8 protein-coding genes are annotated in these 15,592 nt (G+C 47.6%); 2 read left to right on the forward strand and 6 right to left on the reverse strand.

The window, feature by feature from the left end; all coding sequences use genetic code 11:
• Positions 1–302: 302 nt before the first annotated feature.
• The 6 genes from QUA50_RS13260 to treZ all read right to left on the reverse strand — a co-directional run bounded on the left by QUA50_RS13260 (position 303) and on the right by treZ (position 11,891).
• On the reverse strand, positions 303–2,084 hold the full coding sequence (locus tag QUA50_RS13260) for an efflux RND transporter periplasmic adaptor subunit (RefSeq protein WP_333264649.1): 1,782 nt from the start codon (positions 2,082–2,084) through the stop codon (positions 303–305).
• A 265-nt stretch (positions 2,085–2,349) separates the two neighbouring features.
• Complete coding sequence (locus tag QUA50_RS13265) at positions 2,350–2,958, reverse strand: PadR family transcriptional regulator (RefSeq protein WP_333264648.1); 609 nt, start codon at positions 2,956–2,958, stop codon at positions 2,350–2,352.
• 757 nt (positions 2,959–3,715) lie between these two features.
• Complete coding sequence (locus QUA50_RS13270) at positions 3,716–4,228, reverse strand: DUF4112 domain-containing protein (RefSeq protein ID WP_333264647.1); 513 nt, start codon at positions 4,226–4,228, stop codon at positions 3,716–3,718.
• A gap of 221 nt (positions 4,229–4,449) precedes the next feature.
• On the reverse strand, positions 4,450–6,357 hold the full coding sequence (gene dnaK, locus QUA50_RS13275) for a molecular chaperone DnaK (protein ID WP_333264646.1): 1,908 nt from the start codon (positions 6,355–6,357) through the stop codon (positions 4,450–4,452).
• Positions 6,358–6,901: 544 nt separating this feature from the next.
• The gene (treY, locus tag QUA50_RS13280; RefSeq protein ID WP_333264645.1) at positions 6,902–9,697 is read right to left on the reverse strand and encodes a malto-oligosyltrehalose synthase; all 2,796 of its coding nucleotides are present in this window, start codon (positions 9,695–9,697) and stop codon (positions 6,902–6,904) included.
• A 373-nt stretch (positions 9,698–10,070) separates the two neighbouring features.
• The gene (gene treZ / locus QUA50_RS13285) at positions 10,071–11,891 is read right to left on the reverse strand and encodes a malto-oligosyltrehalose trehalohydrolase (RefSeq protein ID WP_333264644.1); all 1,821 of its coding nucleotides are present in this window, start codon (positions 11,889–11,891) and stop codon (positions 10,071–10,073) included.
• 315 nt (positions 11,892–12,206) lie between these two features.
• On the opposite strand from treZ, the gene QUA50_RS13290 reads away from it, so the two are divergent.
• Entirely contained in the window at positions 12,207–14,273 is a 2,067-nt protein-coding gene (locus QUA50_RS13290) for an amylo-alpha-1,6-glucosidase (protein ID WP_333264643.1), read from the forward strand.
• Positions 14,274–14,308: 35 nt separating this feature from the next.
• Positions 14,309–15,349, forward strand: a complete 1,041-nt coding sequence (locus QUA50_RS13295) for a glucokinase (protein WP_333264642.1) — start codon at positions 14,309–14,311, stop codon at positions 15,347–15,349.
• Positions 15,350–15,592 lie beyond the last annotated feature (243 nt).

Genomic DNA, 15,592 nt, shown 5'->3' on the forward strand with positions numbered 1-15,592 from the left:
ATACCAATTCTCGCCTTGTCTTGCAACAATGATGAGTGTGGGTTTTTTTACGCTCACTATTCTGCACCGGTGCGTCGCTCAAAGATTGTGGATATTATTTAAGATTTAAGGGTGGCGGCGCACCCTACAGATACAGTTGCATGAGTTTTGAGAATTAGTATGATTTACCGGATATTGTAGGGTCGTGCCCCCGTGCCGACCCCCATCCAGAAGGGATCGGGGCAGGGCAGCCACGGGGGGCTGCCCCTACAAGAATGAAATAGCCTTACTTAAAAAGGGGGAAAATAACTGGAGGTTGCATATTAATTTTTGCCACTCACTGGTAGTTTTTTCCCTTCGCCTTCTCCTGCCTCTTGAGCCATAATGGGAGCGCCGTCTGTCAAGTTAAGGATGCCTGCGGTAACAATTTTTTCGCCGGATTGCAAACCTTCGATAACTTGATAATTATTCCCCTGAATGGCTCCCAATTTCACGGACTTTTGCCGCGCTACTAAAGGTGGCATTCCAGGTTTTGGCTGTTCCGGCTTTTGAGCTGTGAAGACAAAAGTTTCCCCACCTAAACGAGTGACTGCTGTGACTGGAACTAAAATTCCGGGGTTCTGTTTCCAGATGACTTTTGCTTTTACAAACTGGAGATTAAGCAGTTCGCCGGTGGGGTTGGGAAAGGTGGCTTTAGCTAAAATTGTTTGGGAATTGGCGCTGACGTTGGGGGAGATAAAGCTGATTTGACCGATCGCGATCGCCTTACCTTGAGCGTCGAGCATTTGTACTGGCAGCCCTAAGCGTAATTGAGGCTGCCGTTCCAAAGGAATTGATAACCGCAAGTCTAGCAATTGGTTCTCTGTCAGGGTGGCAATGGCGTTGCCTTTTTGCAAGTAATCACCTACTTTCACTGGTATGTCGCCGATGACTCCTGCGAAGGGGGCGATGACAGCAGTTTCTTGCAGTTGTACTTCAAAGCCGCGCACTTGAGCGGCGGCCTGGGCAACTTGCGCTTCTGCTTGATCGAGCTGTTCTTGGCGGGTGCCGTTGGCTAACTCGGCTAATCTGCTCTTGGCTTGTGCGACTTCTGCTTCAGATGCAGCTATTTCCTCTGGGCGCGAACCGTTTTGCAGTTGCCGCAAAGCTTGCCGCTGCTGTTGCAAGGCTGCTGTGCGCCGATCGATCTCGGCTTGTCTGTTCTTTTGCCGCTGCTCGAACCGCCTTTGAGCTTCTCGGAGGTTGGCTTTGGCGGTGCTTTCTTTTTGGATGTATTCCTGGAGGGTGTTTGCAGATGTTGCACCTTCTTTTGCCAATTCCTGGTATCTGGCCAACTGCTGGCTGGCTAATTTTGCTTCGGCTGTGCTTGCCTCTATTTGCGCTCTTGCTTGGGCGATTTCTTCTAAGAGGCTACCTGTTTGGGCATCGGCGAGGTCGGCTTCAGCTTGGCTAACGCGGGCTTGGGCTTGACCAATTTCTTCTGGCCGAGAGCCCGATCGCAGTTGGGCGAGGTTGGCTTGGGCTTGGGCGACTTGGGCTTGAGCTTGGGCGATTTCTTCGGGCCTGGCTCCTGCTTGCAATTCGGCTAAGTGGGATTGAGCGCGGATCAGGTTGGCTTGAGATTGCCTCAAGTCAGCTTGGGCGCTCTCGCTTTTCATGCGGGCGATGGCTTGTCCTTGATTTATGAAGTCGCCGGATTGGACAAAAATCTCCGTGACTAGCCCTTCTGCTTCGGGTTTGATTTGTACCGAACGCTTGGCTTCTAAGCTGCTAACAAATTCGGAAGCATCTTCGACTGAGCTGGTTTGTACGGCTGCGATCTTGACTGGTATGCCTGGGGGTTGGGCTGCTGCTGCCTGTTGCGGTGCGCGATTCTGGCCTGATTGCCAGGAGTACCAGCCGAAACCTGCTGCGCCTGTGGCGATCGCGATCGCGGCAATTAGGGGCCAGCGCGCTCGCGGTTTAGCAACAGGTTCCGGGCGATCGACAACGGCGGGAAAATCCTCTGGTAGATCGCTGTCTGCATCGGTTGGGTGCAGTTCGGGTGTGGCAGGTTTTTGCTCTTGTGTTTCAACGACGGATTCTGGGGATTTAGAATAACTCATGGGCAGCACCACTTAGATTTTTTTTAACTTCTGACTGAGACTTGGGCGAAATCTTTGATTCTCCGGCGTTCCCCTCCAACAAGGGGGAATAATGACAAGGGATTTTAAACAGGATGGAATCGGGAAAGTCTCTTTTTAATGGGGCTGGGGTATGTGCAGGCTTTTAGTCTCATCACAGTTAGCCAAGCCTGGGAGTGATTATTTTTAGGAAAGCTTCTTGTTATTTCTCAAAAGTTACGATGGCAGGAATGATTGCACATCCTTCTTATGAGTCACCTGAGTGGGTGAGTTGGAAGGATTTTCCCTTGGATTCAGCGGATTCAGCGGAGGTTGGGGAGTCACGCACTCGGGCGATCGCGCTTTTTTCCTTGGCTAGTTGCTCGGTTAACCACTCTATCTCTGACGCCAGCACTGACTTGCAGCGATCGCGAGAGGCAAATTGATAGTCGTCGGTTAGTGGATATTCGCTCTTGAGGCTTTCGATGTAGTCTTGCCTGGTGTAACAGGCTCGCAAGCGGTGTTCCAACAATTTCAGCCGTTCTGCGGGTTCTAAGTCGCCAAAAAAGAAAAACTTGATTTGGAACCGGGAACCACTGTTAACCCAGCTTTCTTGAGGGTGTTCGAGCATTTTTTGCCGCCACAGTTCGCGCCCTTTGGCGGTAATTCCGTAGATTTTGCGCGGACAGCCCGCATCTCCGGCTTCTTCGGCTATTACCGAAATCTCCCCTCGCTCTTCCAAGCGTTTCAGCAGCGGGTAAATCGCTCCATAGTTGACGCTGATGCAACTGCTCATAAACAGCTCCAGTTTTTGCTTTAGCCGATAGCCGTGCAGGGGTTGCAACTGTAGCAGTCCAAGGGCTGATAATTCAAGCATTTATATCAATTTGATATTATAGTCTGGATTATATCACTATATCGGACTCAAGGGCGATCGGGTCAATCGATTTTAGATTTTAGATTTTAGATTTTAGATTTTAGAGGCGACCCGACGGATAAATGCGGGGGACGCAAGGATTTTAGATTTGGGATTGATTTGCGCGAGATAAATCACGTGGCGGGTACCACCTTTGAAATTCCTGGTCAATTCCTAGTTTCAAAGAAAATTGATTATTAAATGTGTATTTAATAAATTTTGTCAATCCCCTTAAGATATATTTTTTAATATCCAGAGTGAATTCTCTTGTGGAACAGGCATCTTGCCTGTTGTTGAGAATGCTGCAATATCTCAGATTTCTGCCACATATCTCTTCTTGGTAAGAGGATCAGAACTTTTATTAGTAGGGGTTGGTTGAATTTTTAAACCCAGACACACTTTAGTATTTATTTATTGAACATTGATTGCAGTCACTGTTTTTTTGTATCTAATACTCCTCTTATTATTAAGTATTGCTGCGAAAAAACAGTTTGTTTTTTTTCCAATCGCCCTGTTTGTAATCTACGGATATGTGAAATATTTGCTCTTTAGTAAGGCATAAAAAAAAGCAACGCACCCTATGGATACTTAAAGCCAGATGTTGTGTTTCGGTTCGCAATCATCCTCAAAAAGGAGTTTTAAGGAGAAGTTTCCCGATTGTATGCTATCACTATGAATGACATAAAGAGAGGAATTTATCTGGATCGTGAAACCCAATTTAACGCCCTGTAATTAATTGAAATAGCAACCCAAAAAGCATCACACTCAAGAAAATAACACCTCCGACAATTAAAATTAAACCCAATAACAGCGCCGCCACAAATAGCCAATCGGCTTTTTTGCCTTGTTCAGGGGAACCTAAATGAGCATCCAGCAATTCTATATTTTTGACATTAGCTTTCCAAGCAACATCCAACAAATCTCCTGCTACCGGTACAGTACCAGCAACTGTATCAAATACGATATTAGTTGCCATTTTTACTAAAGTCTCTTGAGGCACTCCCATCTGAGCGGATTTGAAGACAACATAGCCTGCAAAAATTGAACTGATTAAATCGCCGCCGCCCGGTATAAGTCCCAGTATCGGATCGAGTCCGATGCGGTATTTTGTGCCGGGAATGGGAATGGCGTTGTCTAATAAATGGCTGATCCGGCGGAGTCGGCGCAAGGATGCAATATGAGATGGGCTGGGAGTATTTGGGGAGGAATTTTGTAGGGGAGAACGAGACATTTAGATTACTCCTGATTGCAATACAATATTCATTCCGGCTTAAATACCGCTTTTATATCGCGGGCGGGGGCGGGTTGATGAGATTGTCGATTATTGGCAATTATTTTTGGTGAACCCGCCCCTACAAAATTTAACATCATACAAGTCCGAATACAGAGAAACCCGGTTTCTGTTCAAAACCGGGTTTCTTGCTTCTAGCTGGGGGCTTTTAATTTAGCCTGTTATTTGTTGCCTTCTGTGAAGTCGGCGTCAATCACGTCGTCGCCGCCGCCATTTGGGCCGCCGTCTCCATAGCCGCCGGGGCCGCCGGGGCCGTCAGTTGGGCCGCCTGCTTGCTGGTACAGGTTGCTGCTGACAGCGTAGAATGCTTGCTGCAACTCTGTTGTTAGGGTTTTGATGCGATCGTCATCTTCACTCTCGATCGCGGATCGCAAGTCTTTAAGCAGCCCTTCAATCTTAGTTTTGTCATCAGCGGGAACTTTATCGCCCAATTCTGCCAACTGCTTCTCGATTTGATAGGCTTGAGAATCAGCTTGGTTTTTGCGATCGATTCTTTCGCGACGTTCCTTGTCAGCAGAAGCATTCGATTCGGCTTCCTTCACCATGCGCTCGACTTCATTGCTGGGCAAAGTAGAAGCACCAGTAATGCTAATCGATTGCTCCTTGCCAGTACCTTTATCCTTAGCAGCTACATTCAAAATACCGTTAGCATCGATATCGAAAGTAACTTCAATTTGAGGTACGCCACGGGGGGCAGGTGGAACTCCATCTAAGCGGAAGGTTCCCAAATCCTTGTTATCATTCGCCATTTCCCGTTCGCCTTGCAAAACGTGAATTTCCACGTTTGTTTGACCGTCTACAGCAGTCGAGAAAGTTTCCGACTTCTTGGTAGGAATAGTGGTGTTGCGGGGAATGATTTTGGTCATCACGCCGCCCAAGGTTTCGACGCCTAGAGACAGCGGAGTAACGTCGAGCAACAAGATGTCTTTGACTTCGCCGGAGAGTACGCCGGCTTGAATTGCTGCACCGACTGCGACCACTTCGTCCGGGTTTACAGTTTGGTTGGGGTCTTTGCCGAGGAGTTTTTTGACCAGTTCTTGCACCGCAGGAATGCGGGTAGAACCACCAACTAAGACGACTTCATTAATTGCAGATTTGTCTAATTTGGCGTCGCGGATCGCATTTTCTACGGGGATGCGGGAGCGATCGATCAAATCGGAACAGAGTTCTTCAAACTTGCCCCGCGTCAAAGTCGTGTCCAAGTGTTTTGGCCCGTCTTGAGTTGCGGTAATAAACGGCAGGTTGATTTCTGCTTGGGTAACGCTCGAAAGCTCAATCTTGGCTTTTTCAGCAGCTTCCGTCAGGCGTTGCAGTGCTTGTTTGTCTTTGCGGAGGTCAATTCCTTCGGCTCTTTGGAATTCGTTAGCGATGTAATCGACGATTTTTTTGTCGAAGTCGTCACCGCCGAGGTGAGTGTCTCCAGAAGTTGCTAGCACTTCAAACACGCCGTCGCCTACTTCTAGAATAGATACGTCGAAAGTACCGCCACCTAAGTCAAATACGAGGATGGTTTCGTTGCTCTTTTTATCTAATCCGTAAGCTAAAGCTGCTGCTGTAGGTTCGTTAATAATCCGCAGCACTTCTATACCGGCAATTTTTCCCGCGTCTTTCGTAGCTTGGCGCTGGGAGTCGTTGAAGTAAGCGGGAACAGTAATTACCGCTTGGGTGACAGTTTCGCCGAGGTATTTGCTGGCGTCTTCTACGAGTTTGCGGAGAACTTGTGCAGAAATTTCTTCTGGGGCAAATTGCTTGCCGCGGGCGGGACAGTCTAGTTTGAGGCTGTTGCCCACTTTGAGGACTTTGTAGGAAACTTCAGTGGTTTCATGGGCTACTTCATCAACCCGACGCCCGATAAACCGTTTTACTGAGTAAAAGGTGTTTTCGGCGTTCATCACGGCTTGACGCTTGGCGATTTGTCCGACAAGTTGATCGCCATTTTTAGCATATGCTACTACAGAAGGTGTGGTGCGACCCCCTTCGGCGTTGGCTATGACGGTGGGTTTGCCGCCTTCCATAACTGCGACGCAGGAGTTTGTCGTACCTAAGTCAATTCCAACTACTTTTCCCATAGGGGTGTTCCGGCTCCAATCTCTACAAAATTTTGGTGTTTTATCTGTGCGATAGTCTGGTTATTCAGGACTGCGATTTTACCTCGCGGTTTACGGGTAGTGAGTCCTGCTTTAATACAGTCTTCGATAGGGTGCTGATCTCTATACTGCGGGCGGTAGACCTTGCGATGAAGGGGTATTTACCGAACCTCTTGGGGGACGGTTGCATCCGTGAGGCTTGCACCGCTACAGTTGTTGACTGCTTTGCTTTTCTTTACTCTTCCCAATGTACGGTGTGCGATGGATTCGGGTATTGTGGCAAACCGTATATGTTGTGTTGTATTTGCCGTCTTTGTTGTATAAATTTTGTTTGGTTGGTAGGGGCGATCGGTTTTTTGGCTTCAAATGAGGTTTAATATCAATTGTGAAAAGGGACAGGGCATTGCCCTGTCCCTACCCGTTTACTTCCTGGCTGTGCCTGAGAAAGAATATTGTATTGAGGGATATCCTCCAGTTCGCCTCCTGGGAATCTCGGAAAATTCAAGAATTTTCCAGCTTTTAATTGCTATTTTTTACCGATCAGCAGAGCAGCAGGAAAGTAACTCAGAGCTTCACCAATTGCCAACGTACCGTTACTTTCTACCGCCTGATTTGTAATTGCATCTTTCCAAACCGACGGCATTTGCTCGGATAATTTCAAATTAGTATCTTTCCAGACTTGTTTGCCGATCGGCATTTCTTCAGGTTTGACAATTCCCGTCAAAAACCGGGGAGCAATGATAAGAACGGTAGTCTCTCCAAAGCTTCTGGCAAAGGCAACAACATTATCTTTAAACGTGCCAACTGCTTCCAGGGGCAGATAATCGCCAGATTGAAAAACTTGCAAGTATTTTTTTCTCGCTTCTAGCGCTCTTGCCGTCAAAAACAACTTAATTCTCGCGTCTTCTCGCGTCGCAATCAAATCTTCAACCAGTTGCAAAATATCCGTCTGAGCTTGCTCTTTAATTTCCCGCAAAACCTCGATTCGGCGCTCAAAATCAACGGGACGGCGGTTATCGGGATCGACGTGACTTAAATCCCAGAATTCCGTCCCTTGATAAATGTCTGGAACGCCAGGAGCCGTGATTTTCAGCAGCGTTTGAGATAAAGAATTGAAAATTCCGTAATTAGCTACTTTTTTCCAGAAAGGTGTAAATTTGTTGAGAAACGGATTTTGTTCCGAAGGTTCGAGAACGCTATCGACAAAGGTCATAAAACCAGCTTCGTAGTCGTTATCCGGTCTCAGCCAAGCCGTATAAACTTTGGCTTCACGGACAGCTTTAATGACATAATCTTTAAGGCGATCGACATAATCAGTGTTTTCAATTCCCTCAAAGGGAAAACTGCCGAGCAGAGTTTGGTACAGGAAGTATTCGTCATTAGTATCGGGAACCATTCGATTCACAAAGTTGACTTTCTTAGAAGAGTTTACCTCTCTCCAAGACCTGACTTGCTGTTCCCATTCATCGGGAATTTCTGACAAAACGTTGATTCTGGCTCGCACATCTTCGCCGCGTTTGGTATCGTGGGTAGCTGTAGCATTCATTTTGTGAGGCCAAGCGGCTTGCTGCTTTTGGTTGAACTCGTGAAAATCTCCCAGCGACACGCCGAACTGACTGGGATTTCCTCCCACTTCGTTGAGGGATAACAGCCGATAGTAGACGTATAAAAGTGTGTCTTCCACGCCTTTTGCCATTAATGGGCCTGTCAACTGCTGGAGTTTCATTACAAAGTGCCGGCGCTGCTCTTTTTGTTCTGGTGTTAGGGTTTCTTCTTCTTCCAGCAACAGCACCGTTTCGATAAATTTAAGTTCCTTGAGGAGTCTGGGTGCTTGTTGTTTGGCATGGGCGATCGCATATTTTACGTAAGTGCGATCGGACTCTCTCAAACCGTCTTGATTGATGTAAGTTCGGTAGACTGGAAAAATGGTCAAAACAGCAGCCAATGCTTTTTCCAAACCGGGACGAGTAAAGTCATTTCCCTGTCTCGATTGACCGGAGATATTCTTCAAAAGTTGAGCTATATTGTCTACATCTCCCGCTAAATTTTTCTCAACAATCAGTCCTTTTTTATCTAAAAACAACTGTTCGTAGGGAACGGTAAAGCGAGTAAATCTCTGATATATTTCGGTAAATTGCTGTTCGCGATCGCACCGACAGAAAACGCCGTTTACGTAATTTAAGAAGTCGTAGCCGCTAGTTCCCTCAATCGGCCAATATGACGGCAAATCTTCTTCGTGTTCCAGAATTTTTTCAACAGTAATGTAAGTGTCTCCGACTTTCTCCCGGAGCCGTTTCAAATATTCTGTGGGGTCATACAGTCCGTCGATGTGGTCGATTCTCAATCCGGTAAACTTTCCCTCATCAACCATGTCGAATATCAGAGCATGGTTTTTGTGAAAAACTTTAATCTCTTCAACTTTTACCGAAATCAGTTCGTTGACCGTAAAAAACCTTCGGTAGTTAATTTCTTCAGCCCCCACTTTCCAGAAAGCCAGACGGTAAAACTGCTCGGAAAGCAAATCGTCTAGCAAATTCAAGCTTTCTGGATTTCCCTTTTCTCCGTTAAACACTTTGATATTTTCATCAATGAATTCCTGCACAAGGGGATTTTGATTGTAGAGTTCCCACAGCAATCCTTTGACAAAAGCTATCTGATCGTATCTGGTTTTACCTTTAGTTTCTGAAGGTGTATTTTTTATCAAATAAAGAATTCCTAAAAACTTGATAAAATCTGGATGGCGTCTGCCTAATTCTCTGGCTAAATGCCCCAAATTATGACTGATAAATTTAGCATAAGATTCAATTCTTACTGGCAATTGTAAGCTATAATAATTGATAGTCAGCCCAATTTCGCTGTATTTGAGTTGAATCTCGCCATTTTCCAGACACTCTCCATAAAAATTGCCCAGCAGCGGAGCCAGCACTCGACCCCTGAGATGTTCGTAAGCGTGATTCCATTCAATATCGAAGTAATCAAAATAGTCGGAATCTGGCCCGTGTTCCAATACGTCTAACAGCAGCAAATTTTGAGTATCGTAAGCCATGTGGTTCGGGACAATATCTTGCAGCCATCCCATGTTCCGTTTCTTGATTTCGTATGTGAGGCCTTCAAAGTTTTCTGATGTTCCCAATTCGGGATTGAGCTGATTTGAGTCAACGACATCGTATCCGTGACTGCTGCCTGTTCTGGCTTTAAATATCGGTGAAGCGTAAACGTCGGTAATTCCTAAATCTTCCAGATAGCTAAGAATTTGTTTGGCGGCTTCAAAGTTAAAACCTGCATGAAATTGAATCCGATAAGTTGTTGTGGGAATTCTCATTATGTTAATTTTACTCCGGGTTTTTTAGGGTTTTCTCTTTTAATACAGCATATTCGGTGGTTCGTGAAGTACACTATAAAGCTCTATTGTTGGTACATTGTTATGTAGGGTGCGTCGCTGCTCATGTTTAATGAAACTTGCAGATTGACTGGTGGATCCGCACCGATGCTTGCGACCCTTGTTGTGTGTACCGCATATACATGGAATATGCTGTATATGAGGCAGAGCCTCCTTTTTTAACTGCTACAGTCCTCGACGAAAATGTCGCAGTCAAATTAACTTGTAAGGTGCGTCAGACGAAGTTAGAGAGAAATCATTGAGGCCTTGGGATCTGACGCACCCTACTAATAGTACCAGTTGCGTAAGTCCTATACTATAATTCGTAGATTGCGAAACTCTGCGGTTTAACGGTCAATTTTTGCTCGGAATCGATCTTTTCAGGCAAGCTAGAACCTGAACCCATCCATTTTTCATCAGCAGAGTCTAAAATTTTGTGACCGTTGCCTTGGGGAAGTGCAGCCGTAAAATCTACCTCTTGCCCGTTGAAGTTTAGAATGCAGAATATCTGGCTGTCATCTGTCCAGCGACGTAGAAATAAGATTTTTTCCGCTTCAATGCTGGACACTTCGAGATTGTTTTTGTCGAGTTTTTTAAGGGCCGGTATTGTCCGCCGCAGTTGAATCAGATGTTGGTGCCATTCCCAGAGGATTTTGTGTTTGCCTTCGGTTTGTTTTTCCCAGTTTAATTTGCACTTATCGAAACTCTCAGGGCTCTGGGGGTCTTGAAACTCGCCTCGGCCTTCAAAGATTTTAAATTCTTGTTGTTTGTCTTTGCGGATAGCTTCAATTAAGTTAGCATCTGAGTGCGATACAAAGTACAGAAACGGGGCTTCTTCTCCGTATTCTTCTCCCATAAAAAAGAAAGGAATGTAGGGAGAAATCAAGACTGCGCCGGCTGCGAGTTTCAATCCTTCAAAGTCAACTATTTTCGAGAGTCTGTCTCCCAAAATTCGGTTGCCGATTTGGTCGTGGGTTTGGGCAAACACCACAAATTTATGACCGGGTTCATCCTTGACAGAACTGCCGTGTTTCCGTTTTCTGTGGGGGGCGTACTGACCGGAGTAAACAAAGCTTTCTTTGAAGGCTTTTTCTAAGTGTTCGCACTTGCCGAAATCTTGGTAGTATCGGTCGTTTTCTCCGGTGAGCAAGGCGTGCAGTGCGTGGTGGAAATCATCGCACCACTGGGCATCTAATCCTAAGCCGCCGAGTTCTTTGGGACGTACAGTGCGGACATCGTTTAAGTCGCTTTCGGCTATTAAATAAATCTGCCGTCCTAATTCTTGGGAAATATCGGCTGTGGCATCGGATAGTTCTTGTAAAAAAGGTCTTGCACCTACTTCAAATATTGCTTGAATTGCATCTAATCTCAGGGCATCGATGTGATAGTCTCGAAACCAGTAGAGGGCGTTTTCAAGAAAGTAGTTGCGTACCCCGTCGCTGTATGCGTCGTCAAAGTTGAGGGGATCTCCCCAAATCGAGCCGTATTTTGATGTAAAGTAGGGGCCGAAGTCCCTGAGATAATTTCCTTCGGGGCCGAGGTGGTTGTAAACTACGTCGAGAATTACTGAAATGCCGTGTTCGTGGCAGGCGTTGACGAGTGTTTTGAAGCCTTCGGGGCCGCCGTAGGAGTTTTGAACTGCGTAGGGATATACGCCGTCGTATCCCCAGTTTCGCTCGCCGGGGAATTGGGCTACTGGCATTATTTCGATGGCGTTGATTCCCAATTCTTTAAGTTGTTTGAGTTGGGGAATTATTGCTTCAAATGTTCCGGCTTGGGTGAATGTGCCGACGTGCAGTTCGTAAATAATCATTTCGGCTAGCGGCACGCCTTGCCAATTTGTATCAGTCCAAGTAAAAACATTTTGATCTATTACTTGCGACGGAGCGTGTACGCCTTGGGGTTGATATTTTGAGGCTGGGTCTGGTCGGTCGGTTTTTCCTTCGATTTGGTAGGTGTAAAGGGTTCCTGGTTCGATGTCTGTAGCTGTGGTTTGCCAATAACCTTCTGCAGATTGTTGCATGGGTATCAGGCGTTTGTTTGGGGAAACAATTTGGACTGCTATTTGTTTGAGGGTGGGCGCCCAAACGGTAAATTCACATTGGTTGTTGCCGAGGTAATTTGCTCCTATCTTCACTTTTAGTTGTTCTCCTTATAAAATAGGTTGGTGGTTCGATCGCCCGACGCGCTATCAAATGCTTGGCCCTTAACGTTCAGCGCCTGTTTAGAAGGTAATGTTACTTAATATAACAAACAACTAACTTTAGACAGAGCCATCAAAGCCTAGAATTGTGTATAAGGCAAAAGTAGCTGTTGGTTATGTTTAAATTAGAGCATGAATCTGCACGGGCGATCGCCAAATTAACGGTCTGGAATCGTTAATATTTCTGGTTGATATCATGTCGAAAATCTACCTAAAGGTAGGTCAAAAATCAGCGCGAGTGTGGATTTTATGGTTATGGCTTTTGGACGGGAAATCTGCTGCAATCTCGACTCGGCGGAGTCTCGCGAGTGGTTGGTCACAAACGGGATCGGCGGTTACGCTAGCGGGACGATCGCCAATCTCCTCACGCGCCGCTATCACGGCCTGCTGGTAGCTGCCCTCAAACCCCCGCTGGGACGCACTTTGATGCTCGCCAAGCTGGACGAGACGGCTGTGTATCGCGATCGCGCCTATCCGCTTTATACAAACCGCTGGGCCGACGGTACGATGGAACCTCACGGCTACAACTACATCGAAAGCTTTCACCTCGAAGGCACGACGCCTGTTTGGAGGTTTGCTCTCGCCGACGCTATCCTGGAAAAGCGGATTTGGATGCAGCAAGGTGCTAACACAACATATATTCAATACCGCCTGCACCGGGCCTCACAACCGATCGCCCTCGCCGTCAAAGCCCTAGTCAACTACCGCGACTACCACCACACGACAAGCGCCGGCGACTGGCAGATGAGCCTAGAACCCCTGGAACGCGGGGTTTGCGTGACTGCATTTCCCAAGGCTGCGCCCCTGTACCTGCTCGCAGATGCCGCACCAGAGGCCAAATTTCGATTCTCTGCGCCCTTATACAATTGGCATTACGGATTGGATCTAGCAGCCGAAAAGCGCCGCGGATTGGATTGCTGCGAGGATCACTTGCACGCGGCGACTTTTCACATGACGATCGCACCGGGAACTTCTCTGACATTGATAGCGAGCACCGAGAAAAATACCGAACTCAACGGGGATGCAGCTTTAGAATCGCGCCGCACTTATGAGGGAGAAGTGCTGGAAAAATGGTCAAAAGCGAGCAAATCTCCCGACTGGATTAATCAGTTAGTGCTAGCAGCCGACCAATTTATCGTCAGCCGCCCGCTACCGCAGGAACCCGAAGGCAAAACGATCATCGCCGGATATCCCTGGTTCAGCGACTGGGGGCGCGACACGACGATCGCCCTACCCGGCCTCACAATCTGTACCGGGCGATGGGAAATTGCGCGATCGATTTTGCGGACATTTGCGCGGTATGTCGATCGGGGAATGCTGCCGAACCGATTCCCGGATGCGGGCGGCGCACCGGAATACAACACTGCAGACGCCACGCTGTGGTACTTTGAGGCAATTCGCGCTTATATCGATGCCACGGGGGACGACGAACTTTTGAGCGAACTCTGGCCGACATTATGTGAGATTGTGGACTGGCACTTGCATGGTACTCGGTATAACATCCGCGTCGATCCCGATGACGGTTTAATCTACGCCGGCGAGAAGGGAGTGCAACTGACTTGGATGGACGCAAAAATCGGCGATTGGGTGGTGACGCCCCGGATTGGCAAGCCGATCGAACTCAGCGCGCTTTGGTACAATGCTATACAAGCTATGGCAAGTTTTGCTCGAAAATTGGGCAAGCCTCACAATGAATACCAGCAATTGAGCGATCGAACAGCCGCCGGATTCCCTCGCTTCTGGAACGCCTCAACCGGTTACTGTTACGACGTTCTCGACGGCCCAGACGGACACGATAGTTCCCTGCGGCCCAACCAGATATTCGCCGTATCCTTGCCCCTATTAACTGGGTATCCGCCTCCGAACTCTTTATCAGCAAGGGGACTGCGGGCCAAGGAAACCCACCGCTATACACCGTTACTGACACCCATCCAGCAGCGCGGCGTGGTGGACGCCTGCGCTGAAGGGCTTCTGACTTCTGTCGGCCTCCGCAGCCTCTCGCCCCAGCACCCCCAGTATCGCGGCACATACGGAGGCGACCAATTCCAGCGCGACAGCGCCTACCACCAGGGGACAGTTTGGGGGTGGCTGATTGGCCCGTTTGTCTTGGCGCACTTGCACGTATACAAAGACCCAGCACAAGCGATCGAATTCCTCGAACCTATGGCACATCATATAAAAGCCGGCGGAGTTGGCAATCTGGGCGAAATTTTTGAGGGCGACGCCCCCCACTCGCCACAGGGCTGCACGGCTCAAGCTTGGACTGTGGCTGAGGTGCTGCGGGCTTGGTTGGCAATTAATACTGTGGGTGTTTAAATGGGGAATGTTATCTTTGGTGGAAAAAGAGATTTATGGCATTATTATTAGCGGGTGATATTGGCGGAACAAAGACAATTTTGCGCTTGGTGGAAAGAACTGTTAACGGTGAAATGAACGAACTTTACGAGTTCCGCTATCCCAGCGGGGAGTTTCCCGATTTAGTACCGATGGTGCAGCAGTTTTTGACGGAAGCTGCTACGAAATTGGATTTGGCGCCATTGCCTGAAAAAGCTTGTTTTGCGATCGCAGGCCCGGTGGTTAACAACACTGCAAAACTGACTAATTTGCCTTGGAGGCTGGATGCGAAGCGTCTGGAACAGGAATTAGGAATATCACACGTCAGTTTAATTAATGATTTTGTCGCGGTTGGCTACGGCGTGTGGGGTTTGGATGCTAAAGATTTGCACACTTTGCAAGTCGGAAAACCCCGCGAACACGATCCAATTGCTGTTATTGGTGCAGGGACTGGTTTGGGAAATTGTTTTGGAATTCCAGATGCAAATGGCATCAGGGTTTTTTCTTCTGAAGGGGGACACGGCGACTTTGCTCCTCGTTCGGAGTTGGAGTTTGAATTGCTAAAATATTTGTTAGCCAAACACGACATTCAAAGAATATCGATCGAGCGTGTGGTTTCGGGGCAAGGGATTGTTTCAATTTACCAGTTTTTGCGGGACAGAAAGTTTGCTCCTGAATCGCCGGAGGTAGGGGAAGTTATCAAAAAATGGGAGTCAGAAATCGGTAAAACTGAAAAGACTGTCGATCCGGGAGCGACAATTGCACAGGCGGCACTCAAAAAGTGCGATCGGCTTTCGGAACAAACAATGCAAATGTTTGTAGAAGCCTACGGTGCAGTGGCAGGAAATATGGCTGTATCACTTTTACCTTACGGCGGTTTGTACGTAGCCGGCGGCATCGCTGCTAAAATTTTGCCGCTGATTCTAGAAGGAGGTTTTATGCGAGCTTTTACGCACAAAGGCCGGATGGATTCGCTGTTAGAAATGATGCCAGTTCGATTGGTTTTGAATCCCAATGTAGGGTTAATTGGTGCGGCCGTTTGTGCGGCCGGTCTTTAGGAGATTTCAAAGAGTTTGGGGCGGGCTAGAAGCCCACCCCACAATAATATTTGTGGCACAGGCATCTTGCCTGTGCAAAGAGTTTGGGGCGGGCTAGAAGCCCACCCCACAAGAATTTTTGTGGCACAGGCATCTTGCCTGTGGAAATACTTTGGGCGGGCAAGATGCCCACCCCACAATAATATTTGTGGCACAGGCATCTTGCCTGTGCAAAGAGTTTGGGGCGGGCTAGAAGCCCACCCC

Origin of the sequence: Microcoleus sp. M2_D5 (assembly GCF_036701935.1) — a bacterium.
Lineage (GTDB): Bacteria > Cyanobacteriota > Cyanobacteriia > Cyanobacteriales > Microcoleaceae > Microcoleus.